This window comes from Mycobacterium sp. URHB0021 (genome assembly GCF_054057895.1).
The window spans coordinates 5701262-5721916 of record NZ_JBSRZT010000002.1 but is presented as its reverse complement, the minus strand read 5'-3'; the positions used below and the strand labels follow the sequence as shown (position 1 = coordinate 5721916).

24 protein-coding genes and 3 pseudogenes are annotated in these 20655 nt (G+C 65.9%); 16 read left to right on the top strand and 11 right to left on the bottom strand.

The genetic code is table 11. From position 1 onward, the window contains the following. Window positions 1-44: 44 nt before the first annotated feature. Window positions 45-1637, bottom strand: a complete 1593-nt coding sequence (locus ACVWWN_RS30660) for a PTS transporter subunit EIIC (protein ID WP_457147208.1) — start codon at window positions 1635-1637, stop codon at window positions 45-47. A gap of 135 nt (window positions 1638-1772) precedes the next feature. On the opposite strand from ACVWWN_RS30660, the gene ACVWWN_RS30655 reads away from it, so the two are divergent. The 3 genes from ACVWWN_RS30655 to nagA are packed head-to-tail and all read left to right on the top strand — an operon-like array spanning window position 1773 to window position 4182. Further along, window positions 1773-2243 (top strand): PTS sugar transporter subunit IIA, encoded by a 471-nt coding sequence (locus ACVWWN_RS30655; RefSeq protein WP_457147207.1) that lies wholly within the window; start codon window positions 1773-1775, stop codon window positions 2241-2243. A 4-nt stretch (window positions 2244-2247) separates the two neighbouring features. Continuing rightward, complete coding sequence (gene nagB, locus ACVWWN_RS30650) at window positions 2248-3033, top strand: glucosamine-6-phosphate deaminase (protein ID WP_457147206.1); 786 nt, start codon at window positions 2248-2250, stop codon at window positions 3031-3033. Continuing rightward, the gene (gene nagA / locus ACVWWN_RS30645; protein WP_457147205.1) at window positions 3034-4182 is read left to right on the top strand and encodes an N-acetylglucosamine-6-phosphate deacetylase; all 1149 of its coding nucleotides are present in this window, start codon (window positions 3034-3036) and stop codon (window positions 4180-4182) included. Window positions 4183-4341: 159 nt separating this feature from the next. Here nagA and ACVWWN_RS30640 read toward each other — a convergent pair. After that, window positions 4342-5376: pseudogene (locus tag ACVWWN_RS30640) on the bottom strand (MFS transporter); the annotation flags it as partial. A 125-nt stretch (window positions 5377-5501) separates the two neighbouring features. On the opposite strand from ACVWWN_RS30640, the gene ACVWWN_RS30635 reads away from it, so the two are divergent. From ACVWWN_RS30635 to ACVWWN_RS30625, 3 genes are all read left to right on the top strand, one after another. Next, the gene (locus tag ACVWWN_RS30635) at window positions 5502-5888 is read left to right on the top strand and encodes a DUF2237 family protein (protein WP_457147204.1); all 387 of its coding nucleotides are present in this window, start codon (window positions 5502-5504) and stop codon (window positions 5886-5888) included. Between the two features lie 142 nt (window positions 5889-6030). After that, on the top strand, window positions 6031-6612 hold the full coding sequence (locus tag ACVWWN_RS30630) for a hypothetical protein (protein WP_457147203.1): 582 nt from the start codon (window positions 6031-6033) through the stop codon (window positions 6610-6612). Continuing rightward, window positions 6609-7160, top strand: a complete 552-nt coding sequence (locus tag ACVWWN_RS30625; RefSeq protein WP_457147202.1) for a hypothetical protein — start codon at window positions 6609-6611, stop codon at window positions 7158-7160. Before ACVWWN_RS30630 ends, ACVWWN_RS30625 begins: the two co-directional genes overlap by 4 nt. 394 nt (window positions 7161-7554) lie before the next feature. On the opposite strand, the gene ACVWWN_RS30620 is transcribed toward ACVWWN_RS30625, so the two are convergent. The 4 genes and pseudogenes from ACVWWN_RS30620 to ACVWWN_RS30605 all read right to left on the bottom strand — a co-directional run. Next, window positions 7555-7956 (bottom strand): alpha/beta fold hydrolase, encoded by a 402-nt coding sequence (locus ACVWWN_RS30620; protein WP_457149342.1) that lies wholly within the window; start codon window positions 7954-7956, stop codon window positions 7555-7557. Beyond that, complete coding sequence (locus ACVWWN_RS30615) at window positions 7956-8150, bottom strand: hypothetical protein (protein WP_457147201.1); 195 nt, start codon at window positions 8148-8150, stop codon at window positions 7956-7958. The genes ACVWWN_RS30620 and ACVWWN_RS30615 overlap by 1 nt, the downstream gene beginning before the upstream one ends. 29 nt (window positions 8151-8179) lie before the next feature. Further along, entirely contained in the window at window positions 8180-8782 is a 603-nt protein-coding gene (locus ACVWWN_RS30610) for a TetR/AcrR family transcriptional regulator (protein ID WP_457147200.1), read from the bottom strand. Window positions 8783-8793: 11 nt separating this feature from the next. Continuing rightward, window positions 8794-9477 (bottom strand): annotated as a pseudogene (locus ACVWWN_RS30605) (cytochrome P450); the annotation flags it as partial. A gap of 279 nt (window positions 9478-9756) precedes the next feature. On the opposite strand from ACVWWN_RS30605, the gene ACVWWN_RS30600 reads away from it, so the two are divergent. The 3 genes and pseudogenes from ACVWWN_RS30600 to ACVWWN_RS30590 all read left to right on the top strand — a co-directional run bounded on the left by ACVWWN_RS30600 (window position 9757) and on the right by ACVWWN_RS30590 (window position 11841). Beyond that, entirely contained in the window at window positions 9757-10440 is a 684-nt protein-coding gene (locus ACVWWN_RS30600; protein ID WP_457147199.1) for a hypothetical protein, read from the top strand. A gap of 56 nt (window positions 10441-10496) precedes the next feature. Next, window positions 10497-10916, top strand: a pseudogene (locus ACVWWN_RS30595) (nitroreductase family protein). 52 nt (window positions 10917-10968) lie between these two features. Next, on the top strand, window positions 10969-11841 hold the full coding sequence (locus tag ACVWWN_RS30590; protein ID WP_457147198.1) for an LLM class F420-dependent oxidoreductase: 873 nt from the start codon (window positions 10969-10971) through the stop codon (window positions 11839-11841). Between the two features lie 380 nt (window positions 11842-12221). Here ACVWWN_RS30590 and ACVWWN_RS30585 read toward each other — a convergent pair whose 3' ends face one another. After that, window positions 12222-12629 carry a hypothetical protein gene (locus tag ACVWWN_RS30585; RefSeq protein ID WP_457147197.1) on the bottom strand — a complete coding sequence of 136 codons (408 nt, stop codon included), beginning with the start codon at window positions 12627-12629 and terminating at the stop codon, window positions 12222-12224. Next, window positions 12629-12910, bottom strand: a complete 282-nt coding sequence (locus ACVWWN_RS30580; RefSeq protein ID WP_457147196.1) for a hypothetical protein — start codon at window positions 12908-12910, stop codon at window positions 12629-12631. Before ACVWWN_RS30580 ends, ACVWWN_RS30585 begins: the two co-directional genes overlap by 1 nt. A gap of 155 nt (window positions 12911-13065) precedes the next feature. Here ACVWWN_RS30580 and ACVWWN_RS30575 point away from each other — a divergent pair, with 155 nt between their 5' ends. The 4 genes from ACVWWN_RS30575 (at window position 13066) to ACVWWN_RS30560 (ending at window position 16724) form a co-directional block, all read left to right on the top strand. Beyond that, window positions 13066-13512 carry an SRPBCC family protein gene (locus tag ACVWWN_RS30575; protein ID WP_457147195.1) on the top strand — a complete coding sequence of 149 codons (447 nt, stop codon included), beginning with the start codon at window positions 13066-13068 and terminating at the stop codon, window positions 13510-13512. Continuing rightward, window positions 13496-14032 carry a TetR family transcriptional regulator gene (locus ACVWWN_RS30570; protein WP_457147194.1) on the top strand — a complete coding sequence of 179 codons (537 nt, stop codon included), beginning with the start codon at window positions 13496-13498 and terminating at the stop codon, window positions 14030-14032. The genes ACVWWN_RS30575 and ACVWWN_RS30570 overlap by 17 nt, the downstream gene beginning before the upstream one ends. Window positions 14033-14096: 64 nt before the next feature. Then, entirely contained in the window at window positions 14097-15452 is a 1356-nt protein-coding gene (locus tag ACVWWN_RS30565; RefSeq protein ID WP_457147193.1) for a sensor histidine kinase, read from the top strand. Window positions 15453-15542: 90 nt separating this feature from the next. After that, the gene (locus ACVWWN_RS30560; protein ID WP_457147192.1) at window positions 15543-16724 is read left to right on the top strand and encodes a DUF2235 domain-containing protein; all 1182 of its coding nucleotides are present in this window, start codon (window positions 15543-15545) and stop codon (window positions 16722-16724) included. Window positions 16725-16740: 16 nt separating this feature from the next. Here the strand turns inward: ACVWWN_RS30560 and ACVWWN_RS30555 are convergent, their stop codons facing one another. Together ACVWWN_RS30555 and ACVWWN_RS30550 are read right to left on the bottom strand one after the other, a co-directional pair. Further along, window positions 16741-17286, bottom strand: a complete 546-nt coding sequence (locus tag ACVWWN_RS30555; RefSeq protein WP_457147191.1) for a YbaK/EbsC family protein — start codon at window positions 17284-17286, stop codon at window positions 16741-16743. Between the two features lie 9 nt (window positions 17287-17295). After that, complete coding sequence (locus ACVWWN_RS30550) at window positions 17296-17490, bottom strand: hypothetical protein (RefSeq protein WP_457147190.1); 195 nt, start codon at window positions 17488-17490, stop codon at window positions 17296-17298. A 19-nt stretch (window positions 17491-17509) separates the two neighbouring features. Here ACVWWN_RS30550 and ACVWWN_RS30545 point away from each other — a divergent pair, with 19 nt between their 5' ends. From ACVWWN_RS30545 to ACVWWN_RS30535, 3 genes are all read left to right on the top strand, one after another. Further along, on the top strand, window positions 17510-17869 hold the full coding sequence (locus tag ACVWWN_RS30545; protein ID WP_457147189.1) for a DUF488 domain-containing protein: 360 nt from the start codon (window positions 17510-17512) through the stop codon (window positions 17867-17869). A 61-nt stretch (window positions 17870-17930) separates the two neighbouring features. After that, the gene (locus ACVWWN_RS30540; protein WP_457149341.1) at window positions 17931-18305 is read left to right on the top strand and encodes a hypothetical protein; all 375 of its coding nucleotides are present in this window, start codon (window positions 17931-17933) and stop codon (window positions 18303-18305) included. A gap of 12 nt (window positions 18306-18317) precedes the next feature. Then, on the top strand, window positions 18318-19190 hold the full coding sequence (locus ACVWWN_RS30535) for an LLM class F420-dependent oxidoreductase (protein ID WP_457147188.1): 873 nt from the start codon (window positions 18318-18320) through the stop codon (window positions 19188-19190). On the opposite strand, the gene ACVWWN_RS30530 is transcribed toward ACVWWN_RS30535, so the two are convergent. Next, window positions 19191-20612: a CYTH and CHAD domain-containing protein gene (locus tag ACVWWN_RS30530; protein ID WP_457147187.1), complete on the bottom strand. Its 1422-nt coding sequence runs from the start codon at window positions 20610-20612 to the stop codon at window positions 19191-19193. Window positions 20613-20655 lie beyond the last annotated feature (43 nt).

Below are 20655 nucleotides of genomic sequence, written 5' to 3'. Positions count from 1 at the left end.
AGTGGTTGACGAGATTTCCCGTCGGGATGACGGACGGGAAGCGACTAGAGGATCTCGATGATGTCGTTCTTCAGCGCCTCGGCATCCGTCCCGAACACCGCCTGAACGTTGTTGCCCACCTCCACGACACCCGCGGCCCCGAGACTCTTCAGGCGGGTCTGATCCACCTTGTCCTTGTCGGCGACCTCCATGCGCAGGCGCGTGATGCAGGCGTCGACGTTCACGAGGTTCTCCCGGCCACCGAACGCTGCGATGATCTGTTCGGCCTTGCTGTCGGTCGGCGCGGGTGCGGTCAATGTCCCGGTCGCCGAACCGGATCCGCCGGCTGCCTGCCCGGAAATGATGGTGTCGGCGCCGCCGCCCTCACCCAGGTTGGCCTGCTCTTCTGCCTCGAATTCGGTTTCCGGCTCCCGTCCCGGTGTCCTCAAGTTCCATCTGGTGATCGCAAACCGGAACAGCACGTAGTAGAGGACGAAGAACACGACCCCCATCCCGATCAACAATGGGATGTTCTTCGCGGCGGGCGCCGTGCCGTACAGGATGAGGTCGGCCAGCCCCGCCGAGAACGAGAAGCCCAGGTGGATATCGAGCAGGTATGCGATGGCCAGCGACAACCCCGTCAGTACCGCGTGAATGACGTAGAGCGGGAACGCCACGAACATGAACGCGAATTCGAGCGGCTCGGTCACCCCCGTGAGAAACGCGGTCAGCGCCGCGGCCGACAGGATGCCTACCGCGACTCTCCTCTGCTTCTTGTTCGCCACATGGATCATCGCCAACGCCGCCGCGGGCAGCCCGAACATCAGAATCGGATAAAAGCCGGAGGTCAGAATGCCCGCCGTGGGATCGCCCGCGGCGAACCGGGTGAGTTCCCCGGTGACGACGCGGCCGTCCGGGGTCTGGTAGTCGCCGTACAGAAACCAGATGTACGAGTTGGGGATGTGGTGCAGGCCCAGCGGAATCAGCATGCGGTTGGCGAAGCCGTACACGAATGCACCGAGGGCCCCCGACCCGCCGATGAACTTGCCGAGGCCGGTCAGTCCGGCATCGAAGATCGGATAGAAGTAGCTCATCGCGAAGGCGAGGAACAGGCACACGACCGACACTGCGATCGGGACGAAGCGCCTGCCTCCGAAGAATCCGAGGTAGGACGGCAACTGAATGGTGTGGTAGCGATCGAACAGCCACGCCGTGACCAGACCGACCACGATTCCCGCCAACACGCTGTAGTTGATCTGGGCCTGCTCACCCGCCTTGTCGACCTCGCCGGCCAGAACCACCGGCGACATCGTCTTGAACACGGCTTGCACCACGAGATAGCCGACGACGGCCGCCAGTGCGGTCGATCCGTCCGCCTTCTTGGCGAATCCGATGGCGACGCCGACGGCGAACAGCAGAGGAAGGTTGGTGAACAGCGCGTCGCCCGCGGCGCTCATCGCCTTGAAGAAAGGCCCGATAACCGGTGCCTGGATTCTGCCCAGCAGATCGTCTTGGCCCAGGCGGAGCAGGATCCCGGCGGCCGGCAGCACTGCAATCGGCAGCATGAGGCTCTTGCCGAGCCGCTGCAACTGGGCGAATCCGGGAATTCGCAGGCCCGATTTTCCCTGCCCGACTTCACGTTTCGTCGTGTCGCTCATTTTCCAAGGCCCTCCCTTGCCGCACCCGCCGGCCACCATCGAAGCTCAGCGGAAGCCTAGAGGAAACCTCGAAGACGAGACCGTTTTTCGGTCACGCTCGTATTGTTGGTGCCCATAAGCAAAGGAGTCACGACAGTGATCACGACGCAGGTCCTCGCCCCGGTCGCAGGGCGTGCAGTTCCGCTTTCCGACGTCCCCGATCCCGTGTTCTCGCAGGGCATGGTCGGCTACGGCGCCGCAATCGATCCGCCGGGCGGGGTGATCGAGGCGGTCGCGCCGGTCAGCGGCAAAGTGTTGAAGGTGATGCCGCACGCGTACATCGTCCTGACATCCGACAATGTCGGGGTCCTGGTCCATTTGGGCCTGGACACCGTCGGATTGAACGGCGAAGGCTTCACCACCCACGTCAGCCAGGGCGACGACGTCACGGCGGGGCAGGTCGTGATCACCTACGACGTTCCGTCCGTCGAGGCCAAGGGACTGAATCCGATCGTCCCCGTTGTGGTCATGGACGAGCGGGAATCCGGCAATGTCGTGCCATCCGACGCGGTCACCGTCGGCGGGGATATCGCCGTCGGCGCACCCCTGTTCACTGCCAGCAAATAACGCGATGGAAGTCGTCATTCTGGAGGGCGCCAACGAGATCGGCGGCGTCGCGGCCGACGCGATCAGCGCCTTGCTCGACCGCAAACCGACGGCGGTCCTGGGACTGGCCACCGGATCGTCGCCGCTGGCGATCTACGACGAACTGGCGGCCCGCTACGATGCCGGACTGATGTCGTTCCGGCAGGCCAGGGGTTTCACCCTGGACGAGTACGTCGGCCTGCCCGCCGACCACCCGCAGCGCTACCGAAACGTCATCGACGAGGTGCTGGTGTCACGGGTCGACTTCGCCCCCGGCGCGGTTCGGGGCCCCGATGGCCTGGCCGCCGACATCCCGGCCGCATGTGCCGCCTACGAGGAGGCGATCCGCGAAGCCGGTGGCATCGACCTGCAAATCCTCGGGATCGGCACGGACGGCCACGTCGCGTTCAACGAGCCGGGCTCCTCGCTGGCCTCCCGGACCCGCATCAAGACGCTGACCCGGCAGACGCGGATCGACAACGCGCGCTTCTTCGGAAGTGACGTCGAATCGGTGCCGACGCACTGCTTGACCCAGGGTTTGGGGACCATCATGGAGGCCCGGCACCTGATCCTGGTGGCGGCCGGGCGCAGCAAGGCCGAAGCCGTGCATTATCTGGTCGAGGGCGCCGTCAGCGCATTGTGGCCGGCGACCATCCTTCAGCATCACCCGCACGTGACGGTGTTGCTCGACGAGGCTGCGGCTCGCCGTCTGCAGCTCGTCGATTATTACCGCGAGACCTATCGCAGCAAGCCGGAATGGCAGGGCATCTGAGTGCTGCTGACCGCCGATACCCTCATCACGGGGCGAGAGCTGTTGCGGCCGGGGTGGATTGAGGTGACCGAAGGCATGATCGGTGCCGTCGGCGCCGGTGGCTCTCCCCGGGTCGCGGACCGCGACCTCGGTGCGGTGACCGTGGTGCCGGGCTTCGTCGACACCCACGTGCACGGCGGTGGCGGCGCCAACTTCTCGGCCGCAGACCACAATGCAACGGCCACCGCCGTGGCGTTTCACCGGCGCCACGGCACCACCACACTCGTCGCCTCCTTGGTCACCGCGGATCCGGCCGAATTGCTACGCCAGGTCAGGGGATTGGCCGATGACGTGCGCGCGGGTGTGATCGACGGAATCCATCTGGAAGGTCCATGGCTGTCGATCCGGCGCTGCGGCGCGCACCGGCCGTCGCTGATGCGCGACCCGGACGCCGGTGAAGTCGGCCACGTTCTCGCCGCGGGTGCCGGGGCGGTCCGGATGGTCACCCTCGCACCGGAACGCAACGGTGCGCTCGAGGCGATCCGGCAGATCGTCGATGCGGGGGCGGTGGCGGCCGTCGGCCACACCGAGGCGACCTACGAGCAGACGCGGGCGGCGATCGCAGCGGGCGCGACCGTGGGCACTCACCTGTTCAACGCCATGCGTCCGATCGACCGTCGCGAGCCTGGTCCCGTCATCGCGCTGCTAGAAGACGCCCGGGTCACCGTCGAAGTCATCACCGACGGTGTGCATGTCGACCCGGCGATCTACCGGCACGTCGTGCGCTCGGCCGGACCCGACCGGGTCTCGTTGATCACCGACGCCATGGCGGCCACCGGCATGGCTGACGGGATCTATCCCCTTGGGCCGATGACGGTGGACGTCGTCGGCGGGGTGGCGCGGGTCGCGGGGACGAACACCATCGCGGGCAGTACCGCGCCCATGGACCGTCAATTCCGGTTCGTCGTGATGCACAGCGGGGTTGCCCGCGACGAGGCTCTGATGGCTGCCGTGCGTCAGTCCTCACTCAATCCCGCCCGGGCGCTGGGACTGCCCAGCGAGGGGCTCGTCCCAGGCGCACCCGCCAACCTGGTGGTCCTCGACGCGGATCTGGCGGCGGCGGGCGTCCTGCGGCAGGGCGCGTGGGTCGCCGAACCGGCGCGCCGGTAGAGACTTCGGCCGGCGGCGCATCAGTCGTAGCTGTGCTCCGAGGCTGACGAGTGACAACAGCACGCTCGAGGCGCTGTACCAGGACACCGTCGGCACCAGGCCGATGGTGGCCGTCAGGTGGCCGGCGATCACGACGGGCACTCCGAAAGCGGAATAGGAGACAAGGTAGATCGCGGCGGCGATCCTGGCGCGCTGATGCACCGCCGCGAGCGGGAGGACAAGGCGGAGGGCGGCAGCGAATGACGCACCGAAGCCGGCTCCGGCGATCATCTGTCCGATGATCATGATCGTCGGGCCCGCCCCCGACGCACCGCCGATGATGCCGATGGCCCCGACGATGGATGCCCAGATGCCGATGGTCATCGCACGTCTGGGTGCGAGCCGGGCGAACGCGAGCCCGATGACTGTTGACGCCGCCGGAGCGACGAACCCGCACAGCCCGTTCAGCAGGCCGCTGTTCAGCTCGAAGACGCCGCGAATCATGCTGGGGGCGAGCGCACCGGAGAGGCCCGAGAGCATCCAGATCGCGCAGATCGCGGGCACGGCTGCGGCGAATTCGCTTCGGGCAGGCGGTGGTACGGCCAACCGGGGAACCAGCGAACGGATCGCCCCCGGTGCGCGGGTCACGGTCTCCGGTGACAGCACGACGACCCCGATGCCGAGCATTGTGACGATGATGAGGACGCTGAAGACGACGGCATTCGCGATGTCCGTGAGCTGAATCGCGAGACCGGCGAGCAGGGAGCCGACCGCCAGACCGCCGGTCAGGCTGACGCTGCCGAGGATCGCGCCCAGCCTCTTGCGGTTCGGCGGAGCCAGTTCGACAAGCGCTGCGGTGAAAGCCGTCGTTGCGATGCCGATGGCGACGCCTTGCACGATGCGTCCGGCGATCACCCAACCGATATCGGGGGCAAACAGTAGCAGCACATTCGAGACCAGTTGAATGATCAGAGCGCCTATCAGAACCGGACGCCTGCCGACATGATCGGACAGTGATCCGACGGTCAGCACCGCGGCCAGGAACCCGACCGCGAAAACGGCGAACGTCAGCGTGAGCAGCGTCGCCGGAAGCTGCCATTGCTCCTGATAGAGCACCAGCAATGGCATCAGCGCGCCGGCCGCGAGATACAGACTCGTGAAAGTAACCGCTTCTGCCGCCAGCGCCCATCCGGCGGAGACGATCGGTCTTCTCATAAGGCGACGCTAGGCCCGTAATGGCTCATGGGTAAGGGCCATTCCGGCAACCAATTCATGGGCCACTCGGGGGGCAGGCGCGAGTTCGGCGGCGGGACCGCCGCCGAAGGAGCGATGATGTACCAATGGCTGATCGCAACGTCGTGGGAGGCGCCCTGGAACCCTGCGGCACCGAACCGCTGACCGGTTTCTACCGTGATGGTTGCTGTTCGACCGGACCCGAAGACGTTGGACTGCATTCCATCTGTGCTGTCGTCACAGCAGAGTTCCTGGAGCACCAGCGCTCGATCGGCAACGATCTGTCCACGCCGATGCCTCAGTTTCGGTTCCCCGGTCTCACACCCGGCGACCGCTGGTGCGTGACGGCCGCGAACTGGCTTCGCGCGCACAGCGAAGGATGCGCGGCACCGGTAGTGCTGGCTTCCACCCACGAGCGAACTCTCGACGTCGTGCCCCTTGACGTGCTCGAGCAGTACGCCGTCGACGTGCCCGACGATCTGGGAGACCTCTGATCATTAGGATCAATTCCAGTTCTGACTGAAACGGTTGTAGCCGTTACTAATCCGACGTGCAAGTGCCATGTGGCCAAAAATTGACGTTTCTGCAGACCGCCCACGGGTTACACCCTCCTGGAGGACGAGGAGGTCTGGAGAAATGCCTGCTTGGAGTTGGGTAGTTATTGCCATCGTCGTGGTGGTCGTCGTGGCACTGGCGGTGATCTTCGCGCGCTCGGCGGGTCGGCGCAAGCGAACCGAACGGCTGAAGAGTCACTTCGGTCCGGAGTACGACCGGACCGTAGGTTATGCAGGTGATCAGGGCGCCGCGGAGAAGGAACTCATCGCGCGCGAACGAAATCGCCAGAAGCTCGATGTCGTCGCGCTGGCGCCGGAATCGCGAAGCAAGTACGCCGAACATTGGCGCGCGGTGCAAACGGCCTTCGTCGACGATCCGTCGAGGGCGGTGGGCGACGCGGATCGCCTGGTCACCCAGGTGATGCGCGAGCGGGGTTATCCGATCGACGATTTCGAACAGCGGGCGGCCGATATCTCGGTCGATCACCCGAACGTGGTCGAGCACTATCGAGCGGCCCATGTCATTCATCTGGCTCAGGAAAAAGGAGACATCGGCACGGAGGCGCAGCGTGAGGCCTTCGTGCATTACCGGGCACTCTTCGAGAAATTGCTCGAGGCCGATCACGACACCGACAGGGAAACGCCGAAGGAGGCACGGGCATGACCACCCACGACGATCAGATCCGCACCGCTGCGACACCGGAAGGTGGTGAAGCACCGATGGCCCGGCCGGAATCGAACATGGGGACGACCGAAGCGGCGGCTGCACGAATCGATCCCTCCGCCGACGCTCCACCGGCCGCACGCGAGCCGCTGTCCGCGGGTGATGTGCCACCGTCGGCCGAAAGGGAACCGGTGACTACGGGCGACGTGCCGCCGACGCCGACGGCTAAAGGCCGGCCATCACAAGCGGTGCCCGAGCCTGCGAGCGACCCATCGACCTCTCCTTCTCTTTTCGGTGACACCGACCTGTCCGGGCTGCGTTCGCGGTGGGATGATGTCCAGGCCGCATTCGTCGACAGCCCCAAAGAGTGCGTGCAGAGGGCTGACAGATTGGTGTCGGAGGTGGTGGAGCAGCTCACCACCGGTTTCTCCGATGCGCGCTCGCGGCTGGAAGCGCAATGGGCCAAGGGCGAAAACGCTTCTACAGAGGACTTACGTGTCGCGCTGAAGCGCTACCGCGAGTTCTTCCAGCGCCTGTTGTCGGTCTGACTCCTGGGGCGCGCTCCTCGTCGGTCGATCAGCTTGTGCCTGTGATGAATTCGGTGATGACGCGCCCCAGCTCCGGGCCATTCTGTTCTTGGACGAAGTGACCGGCGCCGGCGATGGTCGTGTGTTTTGCGGCCTCGAGCGCCGGGAACCCTATCTTGAAATACCTTGTCCCACCCCCGTGTCGCCGGATCCCCGTCGGAGTAGGCCGTCAAGAACGGCCGCTGCCACTGTTCCAGCGCGGCCATCGTGGTCCGTCCGATCTCAGCGCCGAGATCATTGCGGGTAAGCGGTATCAGTGCGGTGAGTTGGCGTAGGCCGGCTTTGAACGGCTTATCGGGAAACGGAGCGTCGTAGGCGGCGAGAACGTCGGCGGGGAACGGGCCCGCCACCGCGTTCAAGAAAATAACTGGGCACGATGTCCGGGGGACCGACGGTAGAACGACACGCAGTCGAGTAGGGTTCCCTGCAACGTCATTCGGTCATCGGCGACGCCGTGGTGTGCCCACGTGAGGGCACCGGCCAGTGCCGGATCGCACGTGTGCAGGATGGTGTTGGTGGTGACGACTCTGGCGAACCGGTCAGGGTCGCGGGCGAGAACACTCAACCCGATCGGACCTCCCCAGTCCTGAGCCACGAGGGTGACCTGGTCCAGATCCAGGCCGGTGATGAGCCCGCGCAGCCAGTCGATGTGGCGAACAAAGGTGTAATCCGTGGCCTCGGTCAGCTTGTCCGAGCGACCGAAACCGATGAGGTCGGGTGCGATGACCCGTAGCCCGCAGCCGGTGAGGGCGTGGATTACGTCGCGGTACCGAAATGACCACGTGGGTTGCCCGTGGACGAGTACAACAGTGGGCGCATCCGCCGGGCCCGCATCCAGATAGGCATCCTGAGGGCGGGGATGCCCCTCGTCTCGACCTTGACGTAGTTGGGCGCGAACGGATAGCCGGGCAGGTTCGCGAAACGCTCGTCAGGAGTTCTCAATACGCCCATTGCGAGATCCGATCTCCCGATGCGACGGTTCAGCATGACCGGCCGGCACGACTGTTCGTAAATCCCCGCACTGCATGAGAACGAACGAATTCCGCCACCACTTCGTCATCGTCCATATCGAAGGTTGACGACGGCGTGCTGAAGAGCGAGAAGAGCATGCGTGCGAACCACTCACCGGCCGCTGCAACGTCCAGTTCCTTACGCACCTCGCCGGTGAGCTTCGCCGCGGTGAGATAGGGTGCCAGGAACTCCCCGCACTCGCGCAGCAGCACCGCGGCGTTCTTGGTGAGCAGCAGACTCACTTCCCCTGCGTCGAAGTACATTTCGGGCTCGACGAATCGCCGGGCTCTCGTGACGAACACCGCCGCGCGCGTCAGTTTCTCCTCGAGGGACTCGCCCCGGCTCACCGCTCTGGCCATCTCGCGGTAGAACCGCTGCGACGCGCTTTCGGCGCAGGCTTCGACGATCTCGGCCTTGTCGCGAAAGTACTCATACACGGTGCTCCGCGAGACGTCGGCAGCCCTGGCGATGTCGACGACGGTCGTCTTGTTCAAACCACGTTCACGGAAGCACACGAACGCCGAGTCGATGATGAGCTCGCGTGTGTCGGTCGCGGTCGTTTCGGCAGTCACGGATGCACCGCTCAGTACCCCGTTCCGATTCTCACCGGCATCCGCTTGACACAGGGCACCATGGTGGCCCGCATCCGGTCGACGTCGCCGACCAGTTCGAGTTCGGGGTATTGACCCAGCAGTACTTCGAAGAAGATGCGGGCTTCGAGACGAGCCAGCTGTGCCTCGATGCACGAGTGCTCTCCGCAGCCGAATGCGGTAAGCGGATGCGGATCGCGAGAGATCATGAATGATCTGCGTCGGAACCGAATGTTTCCTCGTCTCGGTTCCCGGAGCCATACAGCATCACCACCATGTCGCCCGCGCGGATGTGCCTGCCCCGGATGACGGTTTCGACCGTCGCCTCCCTAGCCATATGCGTCACCGGGCTGGTCCAGCGCAACATCTCCTCCACCGCACCGGGGGAACTGTTCGGGGTCGTCGGGTGGGGCGCCGAGAAGTTCGGCGATCATCCGCGTGGGCAATGGCGCCGCGAGTTCGTCGGCGAATTCGTGGATTGATCCGGGCCGGACGTCGGCGAGAACTCTGTGGACGATCTCCCGCACCTTCAGCTCCAGGATGGCCACCTGCCGCCGGGTGAACCCCGTGTTGATCAACCTGTGCAGCTGACGAGGCCGCGGCGGGTCGGTGAAGATCAGGTTCCCCTCCTGAACCGGGTTCGGCAGCACGGGGTCGGGGATGGTGATGCCCGACGTCATCAGACATATTAGAACGATCTGTCCGATTTCACTGTGTCTAGTCGAAGGGATGGGCAGTGTCAATGCGTGCCTATTATGTTGGTGTCACGGGAGTTCGGTGAAGTCGATCGACGAACGGATCCGACAGGCATACACGGGATGTTGGTCAACCGACCGACGGCACAGAACCGGTGACGAACCGTATGGCTTCGCGACGGGTGGTGTTCCGCGGCCCCGACAACATCCAGATGGAGCTCTGCACGGTCTGCTGAGGCGCCGCCCTGGCATCCTGGCGGTGTGGGCCTGTTGTTCCGTCTGATCGAGCTTCTCATCGTCATCGTGCCGCTGGCCGGTGTCCTCTACGCGGCGATCAAGGGCTTCTCGGCAGCCACCAAACAGCGCAACGAACGACAGGACGAGTCGGTTGCGCCCGCGCCGCGGCCGGAAACTCTGTCCGGACCAGCGCCGGCCTGGAGCAGCCCCGCCGCCCAGTGGCAGACCATCACGCGGGTAGTCGAGGAGCACGCCCGAACGGACGCCCGCTGGCTGGAATACGAGCTGGACCCGGCCAAGCTGCTCGACTTCCCGCTCATCACCGATATGCGCGATCCGCTCACCACGCGGTTTCACAAGGCGAAGCGACGGGCTGACCTGCTGCGACCTGCGAGGGCCGAAGACCTGCTCGACGATCGCGACTCGGCCGCGCAGTACCTCGGCGCCGTCGAGGAATATGCCACCGCTTTCGATGCGGCCGAAGCGGAGGCGGTGCGCAGGCGTCGCACCGACTTCTCGGCAGAACAGCAGCAGCGACTGGCACGCGCGCAGTCACTGCTGAGGGTGGCGTCGGATGACGGTGCCACCTCGCAGGAAAGGCAAAGGGCCTACGAGCTGGCGCACCGGGAACTCGAGGGCCTGATCGCGTTGCCCGCGCCGACACGCGCGGCCATCGAGCGCGGGATCGCGGGTGAGATCGGCGGGTGAGGGACGTCTCGAACCACCCTGACCCATGACGCGAAGGTCCCCTTCCAGCTCGCTCGGTGCGTAAACGACTGGACTTGTCGCGACCGGTCGGGCGCGAGGTCATCCTCGAGTGGATCGGGCTGGCCATGCGGGCGCCGACAGTGGGCAACAGCCAGAACTGGCGTTGGGTGGTGATCACTGACGCCGAAAAGCGCACCGCGACCGCCGACGTCTATCGCCGTGCGGGCGCGGACTATCTGGCCCGTGCAGCGTCTGGACATGGGCCCACTGGTCGCCGCGGCATCCGGTGGGCCTCGATCATTCCCGCCCGGATGGAGTTTTCTGCTGGCGTTGCGGTCACACGGTCTCGGTTCGGTGTGGACCACCTTGCACCTGTCCGACGAGAAGGCAGTCGCCGAACACCGTCGGCACCGACTTCCAACCGGCGAAGCGGCCCCCCTGAAACCGTGACGTCGTGGAACTCCTGGGGCCGTTAGCCGCTCGCCGCCGACGTCGCCGTCAGCGGAATTCGAGGGCACTCTGGAAGCCATGAAAGTCGGAGTGGTATTTCCCCAGACCGAGCTCGGCGGCGACGTGGGTGCGGTGCGCGCCTACGCAGCACGCGTGGAAGAACTCGGCTTCAGCCATGTGCTGGCGTATGACCATGTCGTCGGTGCCGATCCGCAGGTACACCAGGGGTGGAACGGGCCCTATGACCTGAGCACCACCTTCGACGAGCCGTTCGTGCTGTTTGGATATCTGGCGGCGATCACCACGTCCCTGGAGTTGGTGACCGGGGTGATCATCCTGCCGCAGCGACAGGCGGTGCTAGTGGCCAAGCAGGCCGCCGAGGTGGATCTGCTCAGCGGCGGACGGTTGCGGGTGGGTGTCGGATTAGGTTGGAACGCAGTGGAATACGAGGCTTTAGGAACCGACTTCGGTAATCGCGGCGCGCGGATGGACGAACAGATCGAGGTCCTGCGTGCACTGTGGACACAGCGCAGCGTGACGTTCGACGGGCGCTTTCATCGCATCACCGGCGCCGGCATCGCGCCGCTGCCCGTACAGCGTCCGATTCCGGTGTGGATCGGCGCGCAGTCACCGCCCGCCTATCGTCGCGTGGGCCGGCTGGCGGACGGATGGTTTCCGCAGATCGGTCCGGGGCCGAACTTCGACGCCGCCTTCGAACAGGTCCGTCAGGCCGCCACGGAGGTCGGCCGCGACCCGAACGACATCGGCATCGACGGGCGCGTGCCCTGGCAGGGGAACGGCGAGGCGATCATCGACGGCATCAGAGCGTGGGCCGGCGCCGGCGCCACTCATGTGTCGATCAACACGATGGGCAGAGGTTTTCGCTCGGTCGATGAGCACCTGGCCGCGCTCGAGACGGCCGCGCGGGCCGCCAAGGACGCCGCCACATGAGTTCCGTCGGCGTCATCCCCTGGCCGACTGTGTGAGCGATGCACCCGCGGTGGCTTGGATTACACAGATCACGGTGCTGGGGTCGGATTGGCGGCGGTTCGGTCCTGGCGGGAGTCGATGAGGTAGCTCGTCACGAATTCGCTGCCGCCGGGCCGGCCGGTGTACCCCGGAGAGCCTTGCGGCGCACTCGCGATCGGCGGCGTCGGAAACGGCCGCATTGACGGCGACCGGCACGCGCGCAGCGACCGCTGTCGATGTCATGACGGCCGTCGCCGCCGTCGCACCGGTTGACGTCGTGTCCGCTCGACCTACGACGTCCCCCCTGCGGCTATCGGCAATATCTTCGACGGATCCGCAAGGCACCGCGGCTATTCCGCGTCTCAGCTGGCCGGACCTCCGCTGTTCTTGGACGCCGCCGCCGCTACGGCGGCCCGTCCTTCGGGGCTGGCCACCGAATTGCCGGGCACATCGGCCGTCGCCACCCCCGCATCGCAATTGAGGGACACCAACATCTCGGTCGTCGCGCTACCACCGCTATTTTCGGGCGGTTCGACCATCCGCTTCTGCGTCCGCGTGACCAGACAGTCGGGCCAGGCTTTCTGGTCGCCGACAGTCGACTCCACGACGGGTGTCATGCCGGCGCCGCTCAAAGCGGATTGCGCGTCGCTGTATTTCTGGCCGGTCACGTTCACCCCCGAATTGGCTTCGGCCACAGCGCTTCCCGTCAATCCCAGTACAACAACCGCCCCTGCCGCGAGGACGCAACGCACGCCCAGTCCGATGTTCATCACCCACCCGCCTTGATGACCGGTTTCGCATAGGCGATCTCCGGTGTCGTTGCAGGTGTCTCCGGCGCCGACGCCGTCGCGCCCATGCTCATCGCCGCGACACTGGGTTGCCTGTACGTTGTATTGGACGGCGCATCACCTGATCCCGCAAGCACATTGGTGTGTTCCGAGCCGCCGCCGTCAAAAGCGACCGTCAGGGCGCCTGCCACGATCACCGCTGCAGCACCGGCAATCGCGGCGATCGGCTTCACACGGTTTTTCGGATTTTGATTCCCGTTCATTGCAGCATGGTGGACCGGTTACCGTAACGGTCACTGGAACCCCTCTGTGAGATATCTGCCGGACCGCAGTTCGGCGTTCAGAATTAACGTGCCGGTGACAATCCGCGGATCGCAACGGTCTTTCGAACCCCCCGCGATTGCGTACCATTTGGTACATGATTACCAAGAGTGGCGTCGAGATCGACGCACCGGCCACGGTGGTGTGGGGCATCTTCAGCGACGTCGAGCGCTGGCCCGAATGGACGGATTCAGTGACTCGCCTCGTTGCTCTGGACGGGCCCGGCCTCGGCATCGGCAAGCGTTTTGCGATAAAACAACCGCACATGCCGAGATTGATCTGGACGGTCACCGAACTCACCGACGGTGCGGGATGGACCTGGGAACAGCGGTCACCGGGCGGCTTGACGCTGGCCCGCCACGACGTCACCCCGGGTCGGGACGGCGCGAGCCTGGTTCGTCAGCAGATCGACCAGCGCGGCCCCGTGGGTGCCGTGGTCGGTATGACCATGCGACGCATGACCCGGCGTTACCTCGAACTCGAGGCCGCAGGTCTCAAGGCCCGCAGTGAGCAGGTGCGCCACCTCGATGGCCCGACCACCTGATCTCCCGCGGCGCCGGGCGCTGCTGGAGGCGGTGGTGCAGGAGGTCGGGACTGGCGGCATCGGCGATCGGTCGCTGCGCGATATCGCCGCGGCGGTCGGCACCAGCCATCGCATGCTGCTCCACCACTTCGGCTCGCGCGACGAGCTTTTGCTGGCGATCGTCGAACAGGTCGAGCACCGGCAGATGACGCGGTTGCGCGAGTTGCCCACCGAACCTGCGGCCGCGATCGCCGAGATGTGGGCGGACCTTCGCCGGACCGAGCTGCGCCCGTTCGAGCGGCTGTTCTTCGAGTGTTACGCGCGTGGGGTCCAGGGTGAGCAGCCATTCGCGCGGATGCACCCCGGCGCCGTCGACGGCTGGCTCGAAGCACAAAGCGCAAAACTCGACCCGGCGCTGATGCGGCTGGGACTGGCCGTCGCCCGCGGCCTCCTGCTCGACCTGGTGGCCACGGAGGACACCGACGCGGTCGATGCGGCGGCCGAGGCCTTCATCGACCTGGTTCTGCGGTCCGGCAGTTAGTGTGCGGCGACGCCCACACCGCGTCAGCACCGTATTGTGATGTCAAACTTCGTCTGCTGGGTCAATGGTGGAGCTCGAGAACCATTTTTATCGGCGGTTGCCGCTGCGCATCCTCTCGTTGCGCACCATCGTCATCGTGGCGGCGCTGGGGGTAATAGCTCTGGTCGTCACCTTGGGCATCTGGGTGTGGGTCGGCATCACCAACGACCAGTACAGCCAGCTCGACCGTCGGCTCGATTCGTTGAGCAGTCTCGGCGCCGTCAGCACCATGCTCGACGACGCCCTGAACCCGATATCGAAGCAACCCGCCCCGCGAGGCGCACTCGTGCGCACCGCCCGCATCGGCGCCACGACTGTATCGGTGCCCAACGACATCGTCCTGCCTAAATTGGAGAACGGCTACGCGAACACCACGATCGACGGCGTCGAGTACCGGGTCCGGACGTTCAGCGCCGGCACCGCCGCCGTCGCTCTCGGCGCGCCTCTGGCCGATACCCAGCGCCAGATCGACGCCCTGCATCGGCGCGTCCTGCTGATCTGCGCCGGCGTCATCGGCGCCACCGTGGTGGTCGGCTGGGTCATCTCGTTGCTGATGGTCGATCCGTTTCGCCTGTTGGCTCGGCAGGCCCGCGTCATCAATGCCCAGTCCAACCCCGACGACGTTCAAGTGCGCGGCGTGTGGGAGGCGATGGAGATCGCCGAGGCGGTCGAGGGCATGTTGGCGCGCATCGGTACCGAGCAACAACGCACCAGGGCAGCGCTGGAATCCGCCCGCGACTTCGCCGCCGTTGCCTCCCATGAACTGCGGACCCCGCTGACCGCCATGCGCACCAACCTCGAGGTGCTGTCCACCCTGGAGCTGCCGGACGAGCAGCGCAAGGAGTTGCTCGGCGACGTCATGCGCACCCAGAGCAGGATCGAGGCAACGCTGACGGCGCTGGAACGGTTGGCGCAGGGAGAACTGAGCACCGCAGATGACTTCGTTCCCGTCGATATCACCGAGTTGCTCGACCGCGCCGCGCACGACGCGTTGCGCAGCTACCCCCAGGTCCATGTGGCTCTGCTGCCCTCGCCCACGGTGCTCATGGTCGGTCAGCCGGCCGGGCTGCGGCTGGTCATCGACAACGCCATCGCCAACGCGGTCAAGCACGGGGGCGCCACGGAGATACGTTTGAGCGCAGTCAGTTCCGCTTTCGGCGTGGAGATCACCGTCGACGACAACGGCTCCGGCGTGCCGGAGGGCGAACGCGCGGCGGTCTTCGAGCGCTTCTCCCGGGGTTCGACCGCATCGCGTTCGGGATCCGGGCTGGGCCTGGCGTTGGTGGCCCAGCAGGCCGAGTTGCATGGCGGAACCGCATCGTTGGAGACCAGTCCGATTGGTGGAGCGCGGCTGATGCTGCGTCTTCCCGGCCCAAGCTGAGTGCCGAGTACCGCAGCACCGAATTCGAGTAGGCCACTACTCAAGACGTCGTCAGGCAATCGGGCGAAACTTGTCGCCAAGGGGGAAGCGATGTCGAAGCGTCTAGTGGTCTGCTGCGATGGCACATGGAACACACCGGATCAGCGCAGTGCAGGCAAGTTGTCATCGACCAACGTGACCAAGGTTGCGCTGGCAGTCGCACCCGAGGATGGTCGGGGTCGCGAACAGCGGACCTTCTACCATCGCGGGGTCGGCACCAGCAGGCGCGAGCGCATCCGTGGCGGCGCCTTCGGCGCCGGCTTGTCGCGTGACATCTGCGACGCCTACCGGTTTCTTGTGCGCAATTTCGAACCGGGCGATGAGCTGTTCTTCTTCGGCTTCAGCCGCGGCGCGTTCACTGCCCGCAGCACCGCCGGTTTCGTCCGCAACTGTGGCATTCTGCGGCCGTCCGAGATCGACCGCGTCGACGAGGCGTACGCCTTGTACCGCAGCCGACGAAGTACCACGCATCCGCGCAGCGTCGAATCGACCTTGTTCAGGCAGTCGTACTCGCATGAAACGCGCATTCGATTCATCGGGGTGTGGGATACCGTGGGCGCGTTGGGTATTCCTTTCGAGGGTGTACGTTTGGTGAATCTGCTCAACCGGCGGTGGCAGTTTCACGACGCCAGCTTGAGCGCGATCGTCGACTCGGCGTTTCAGGCGTTGGCGATCGATGAGAAGCGCGGCCCCTTCCGCCCGTCGCTGTGGACTCAAGAATCCGCGTCGCGCACGGGGCCGCGGGTAGAGCAGGTGTGGTTTCCGGGCGTGCATTGTGACGTCGGTGGCGGATACCCCGATCACGGGGTGAGCGATATACCGCTGTTGTGGATGGTGGATCGGGCGCAGCGTTGCGGTCTGGCGTTCGACCCTGAGGCGTTCATGCGCCAGTCTGGTGCGGACGGCTCGTCATGCGCCGACGATGCGACCGTGCGTTCACGCACGTATGTCGACCCCGATCCGCTGGCCGACATCCACGAGTCCCGCAAGGGCTTCTATCGATTGATTCCTTCCTGCCCGCGGCCGCTCGGCGTCGGCACAGGAAGTCGCGAAAGCGTGGCATCAACTGCGGTACAGCGGTACCGGGACAGTGTGGCGTATGCGCCGCCGGGACTCCTTACCTACCTAGACGGCAAGCCCGAAATAGTCGATGTCGATTACGGCCGGACGGGCACTGGGGCGTCGGTCCGCCATAAGGCGGCGTACGCGCTGGGTGGCGGGCCGTTGCAATAGCACGACGAGTCGCCGGTCAGCCGGGTTTCGTGAGGTCCATGACCTCGGCGCCGGTCAGCGTAGCCAGGAGTGCGGTTTCGGCCAACAGCTTCGAGCCGCGGACCCCGCTTCCGATGATGACCCGCGGCTGATCGATCACCTGGCGGTCGATCAGAATCGGCCAGCCTTGCGGCAGGCCGATCGGCGTGATCCCACCGTATTCCATTTCGGTGTGCGATACGGCGGCCTCCATTGCGGCGAATGAGATTTTGCGGGCGTCAAGGTGTTTGCGGACCACCCCGTTGATATCGGCACGTGTGGTGGCGAGAACAAGGCACGCGGCGTACCAGGTTCGCTCAGCCCGCCTCGCCTCGACGACCACGCAGTTGGCCGAAACGTCCAGGCCGATGCCGTACTGCTGGCAGAACGCCGCCGTATCGGCCAGCCCGGGATCGATGTCACTGACCCACAGTCCGTCCGGGGCGCCGTCTGCGAGCAGACGCCGCACAGGCTCGCCCACCAGATCGGGGGCACCGGCAACCGGGACGAACGTCAGCTTGCCTAGTTCCACGGTGGAGTTCACGATCACCCTTCAGTCGCTGTTGTCGGACCGGTCGCCGATGAAGTCGAGTAGCCGCGGATCGTCGGAGGTGAACCTGTCCATCTCCTCGCCGCCGTCGCAGCGCAGCAGCGCCACGGTGATGCCACGATCTGTCCGCGCAAGCACCTGCCAGACGGCGCCGGCATCCTGCCAGCGTTGAAGTTCGGCGACCCGATCGATGTCCATTCTTCTACGATTGCACCGTATGAGCACCCGTGCGCGCATCACGCTCGCGCGCGTCTATACCGACCCGGAGCCTCAGGGCGGTGAGCGGGTGCTGGTGGATCGACTGTGGCCGCGGGGCTTCCGCAGGGGTGATCCGCGGGTAGGTCGCTGGCTACCGAAGGTCGCCCCATCCACGGACCTGCGGCACTGGTATTCACATCAGCCCGAGCGATTCGACGAGTTCGCCGCACGCTATACCACCGAACTCGACGAGGGGGAAGCGGCGGCGGCGCTGGCAGAATTGCGCGCCATGGTGGACGACGGCCCCGTCACGCTGGTCACCGCGACCCGTGACCTCGACGGCAGCCACGCCGCGGTTCTGGCCAAGCTGCTGTCGTAGGCTGATGGCCGTGGAAGCAGCCCCGGCTGTCGCCGCCGCCGCGATTTTTCTGTGGCTGGGCATGGTGCTGGCGATCTCCTTCGTCGAGGCCCCACTGAAGTTCCGTGCCCCCGGCGTCACCCTTCAGATCGGGCTCGGCATCGGCCGCCTGGTGTTTCGTGTGCTCAACGGCTGCGAACTCGCGCTCGCGGTGGTCGTCGCCGCGTCATTCGCGATTCGACCACCGGGCATCACAATCGGCGTTGCCGCCGCCGTCGCCGCCGTGACCCTGCTCGCGCAAGTGCTGCTGGTGCGCCCGCGGTTGGCCCGGCGATCCGATGCCGTCCTGGCGGGTGACGGCGGTCCACGATCGCACGCGCACTGGGCATATATCGGCCTGGAAGCCGTCAAGGTGATCGGGCTGCTTATCGCGGGCATCTCGTTGCTCGCCACGTGAGACGATCGCTCGATGCGGCTGGGTTTGCACGCGTTGGGCATCGGCGCAGGCGCCAGGCGGGCGGTGATCGACGCGGTCGCCTCCGCCGCCGAGCGGTGCGGATTCGCCACGCTGTGGTCCGGCGAGCACGTCGTGATGGTGGACCGATCGACGTCTCGCTATCCGTATGCCGATGACGGGCAGATCGCCGTCCCGGCCACCGCCGACTGGATCGATCCGATGATCGGGTTGAGCTTCGCCGCCGCGTCCACTTCGGCGATCGGCATCGCGACCGGGGTGCTGCTGCTGCCGGAGCACAATCCGGTGCTGGTCGCCAAGCAGGCGGCGAGCCTGCACTCGCTGTCCGGCGGCCGGTTCACGCTCGGCGTCGGCATCGGCTGGTCGCGCGAGGAATTCGACGCACTCGGCATCCCCTTCGAGCGGCGGGCCCAGCGCACCGAGGAGTATGTCGCGGCGATGCGGACGCTGTGGCGCGACGACGTCGCGTCGTTCAACGGTCAGTTCGTGAACTTCGACTCGGTGCGGGTCAACCCGAAGCCTCATCAGCGGCGCAGTGTCCCGGTCGTCCTCGGGGGTAACAGCGATGCGGCGTTGCGCCGCGTGGCAGGGTGGGGCGACGGTTGGTACGGGTTCAATCTTGACGACGTGCGCTTCGCGGCCGAACGCGTCGAATTCCTCCGCGCGCGATGCACTGACCGAGGCCGTGATCCGGGCGAACTGCGGTTGGCTCTCGCCCTGCGCGATCTGCACATCCGCGACGTCGGTGCATTGTCCGATCTCGGAGTCGATGAACTGGTCATCGTCGACGCCCCGCCCGAGGACGCCCGGGTGGCCGCCGAATGGGTGTCGGCGCTCGCCGATCACTGGATGCCCGCGTTGCGCTAGTTATCCGAGACCGCGGACCTTGCGGCGTGCCTCCTGGGCCAACTGCTGTTCTCTGGCGTAGAGCAGACCGTAGGTGAACCCGTTCTCCCCGTCGGTGGTTCCGGCCGTCCTGGCCAACCGCATCAACGTCGCGGAGGCCACCACGCTGTCTTGATGGTCGCCGAGAACCGTCTGGATCTTCTTGTAGCTCTTGACCGTCTTCTTGGCCTTCTTCTCCAGGGGCTGACGGAGTTCGGCCGCGTATCGGGCCCGCTTGGCCGCCTTGCGTGCACGGTGCAGGAAGGCGGCGTCGTCGGCGTGGGTGTCGAGCGCTTCGGCGAGCCGCTCGTCGGCCTTGCGCTCCGCGCGGCGGGCCCGCTTTTCGAGCGCGGAGGCGGTCGGCGAATCGATCATCGGGGGAGTAAGACGCCACTGCTGCAGGGCGGCGAGCAGGTCGAGGTATCGCTGGGACGTCATGGCCTCGGCGACCAATCGGCGGGCAGGCAACTCGATGGACCGCAGATCGGTGGTGATGCGGTTGGCCACCGGCCCGAGCACGAGTTCGGCCGGCCACTCGGTGAGTGCCTGCCGGAACCGGCGGCGCTGGACGTGACAATCGCGGACCTCGCCCAGCAACCCGGCGAACCACTTGAGTTCGGCGTCGATATCACCGACCGCGGTCGGGTCCAGCAGCTTGCCGAACACGCGGACGGTGCTGCGCAGGCGGCGGATGGCCACCCGCGTGTCGTGAATGGGGTCGCTGCCCCTGCGCAGCGCAAGATCTCCGGCGAAGACCGCATCGATCTGCGTGGTCATGTAGTCGACCAAGCCCCGGCCGGCCGGGGTGTCGACGGCAGTCGTCGACATCGGGGCGGGGCGGACCCTGGCGAGCTTGTTGGGATGACGGGACGGCCGAGCGCCGGCGTCGGAAAGCCGTTTGACGAGGCGGCGCGCGATCGCCGGTGTTTCGTCGCCGAATTCGATTTCGATCTCTCGCCAGGCGAGGAGCCGATCATCCATCGACGCGCGGACGTGATCGTCGTCCACCTCGGTCACCAGCCGGTCCTGCGTCGGTCCGACGACGCGGTGCCGGTCGCGCACAGTGCGGATCGTCGCGACGTTCGTCAGCGGCTTGCCCAACGTGATGCCGGTGAGCAACTCGACCAATTCCGCGGGCGGGGTGTCCGACAGCGCGGTATGGATCTCGGTGCGCCCATCGGCGCCGGGGACCTTCAGCTGCCAGCCGTTGTCGTCCTCGCCGTCGCGGCGCCGCAGCGTCATCCCGTGGGACTGCAGGTCGCCGTCGGCGGTGTCGTAATAGGCGCTGCTGAGCTCGACGGTCGTCGGAACGACTTGGGTATCCGGGAGGATGTCATCGAGGCGGGGGAGAGTGAAGCGCTCGTCGACCTCGAACTTCAATTCGCGTTCCAGAAGTACCTTCATGCTCGACAGGTTTTCCGGTCGGGGCGCGGGCGAAACCTGCCAG

What these genes read in the sequence shown, in the direction of transcription:
- ACVWWN_RS30660 (WP_457147208.1), bottom strand. Translation starts at nt 1,637, where the DNA reads ATGAGCGACACGACGAAACGTGAAGTCGGGCAGGGAAAATCGGGCCTG.
- nagB (WP_457147206.1), top strand. Translation starts at nt 2,248, where the DNA reads ATGGAAGTCGTCATTCTGGAGGGCGCCAACGAGATCGGCGGCGTCGCG.
- ACVWWN_RS30635 (WP_457147204.1), top strand. Translation starts at nt 5,502, where the DNA reads ATGGCTGATCGCAACGTCGTGGGAGGCGCCCTGGAACCCTGCGGCACC.
- ACVWWN_RS30630 (WP_457147203.1), top strand. Translation starts at nt 6,031, where the DNA reads ATGCCTGCTTGGAGTTGGGTAGTTATTGCCATCGTCGTGGTGGTCGTC.
- ACVWWN_RS30625 (WP_457147202.1), top strand. Translation starts at nt 6,609, where the DNA reads ATGACCACCCACGACGATCAGATCCGCACCGCTGCGACACCGGAAGGT.
- ACVWWN_RS30615 (WP_457147201.1), bottom strand. Translation starts at nt 8,150, where the DNA reads ATGGGCGTATTGAGAACTCCTGACGAGCGTTTCGCGAACCTGCCCGGC.
- ACVWWN_RS30590 (WP_457147198.1), top strand. Translation starts at nt 10,969, where the DNA reads ATGAAAGTCGGAGTGGTATTTCCCCAGACCGAGCTCGGCGGCGACGTG.
- ACVWWN_RS30585 (WP_457147197.1), bottom strand. Translation starts at nt 12,629, where the DNA reads ATGAACATCGGACTGGGCGTGCGTTGCGTCCTCGCGGCAGGGGCGGTT.
- ACVWWN_RS30580 (WP_457147196.1), bottom strand. Translation starts at nt 12,910, where the DNA reads ATGAACGGGAATCAAAATCCGAAAAACCGTGTGAAGCCGATCGCCGCG.
- ACVWWN_RS30575 (WP_457147195.1), top strand. Translation starts at nt 13,066, where the DNA reads ATGATTACCAAGAGTGGCGTCGAGATCGACGCACCGGCCACGGTGGTG.
- ACVWWN_RS30570 (WP_457147194.1), top strand. Translation starts at nt 13,496, where the DNA reads ATGGCCCGACCACCTGATCTCCCGCGGCGCCGGGCGCTGCTGGAGGCG.
- ACVWWN_RS30565 (WP_457147193.1), top strand. Translation starts at nt 14,097, where the DNA reads ATGGTGGAGCTCGAGAACCATTTTTATCGGCGGTTGCCGCTGCGCATC.
- ACVWWN_RS30560 (WP_457147192.1), top strand. Translation starts at nt 15,543, where the DNA reads ATGTCGAAGCGTCTAGTGGTCTGCTGCGATGGCACATGGAACACACCG.
- ACVWWN_RS30550 (WP_457147190.1), bottom strand. Translation starts at nt 17,490, where the DNA reads ATGGACATCGATCGGGTCGCCGAACTTCAACGCTGGCAGGATGCCGGC.
- ACVWWN_RS30545 (WP_457147189.1), top strand. Translation starts at nt 17,510, where the DNA reads ATGAGCACCCGTGCGCGCATCACGCTCGCGCGCGTCTATACCGACCCG.
- ACVWWN_RS30540 (WP_457149341.1), top strand. Translation starts at nt 17,931, where the DNA reads ATGGTGCTGGCGATCTCCTTCGTCGAGGCCCCACTGAAGTTCCGTGCC.
- ACVWWN_RS30535 (WP_457147188.1), top strand. Translation starts at nt 18,318, where the DNA reads ATGCGGCTGGGTTTGCACGCGTTGGGCATCGGCGCAGGCGCCAGGCGG.
- ACVWWN_RS30530 (WP_457147187.1), bottom strand. Translation starts at nt 20,612, where the DNA reads ATGAAGGTACTTCTGGAACGCGAATTGAAGTTCGAGGTCGACGAGCGC.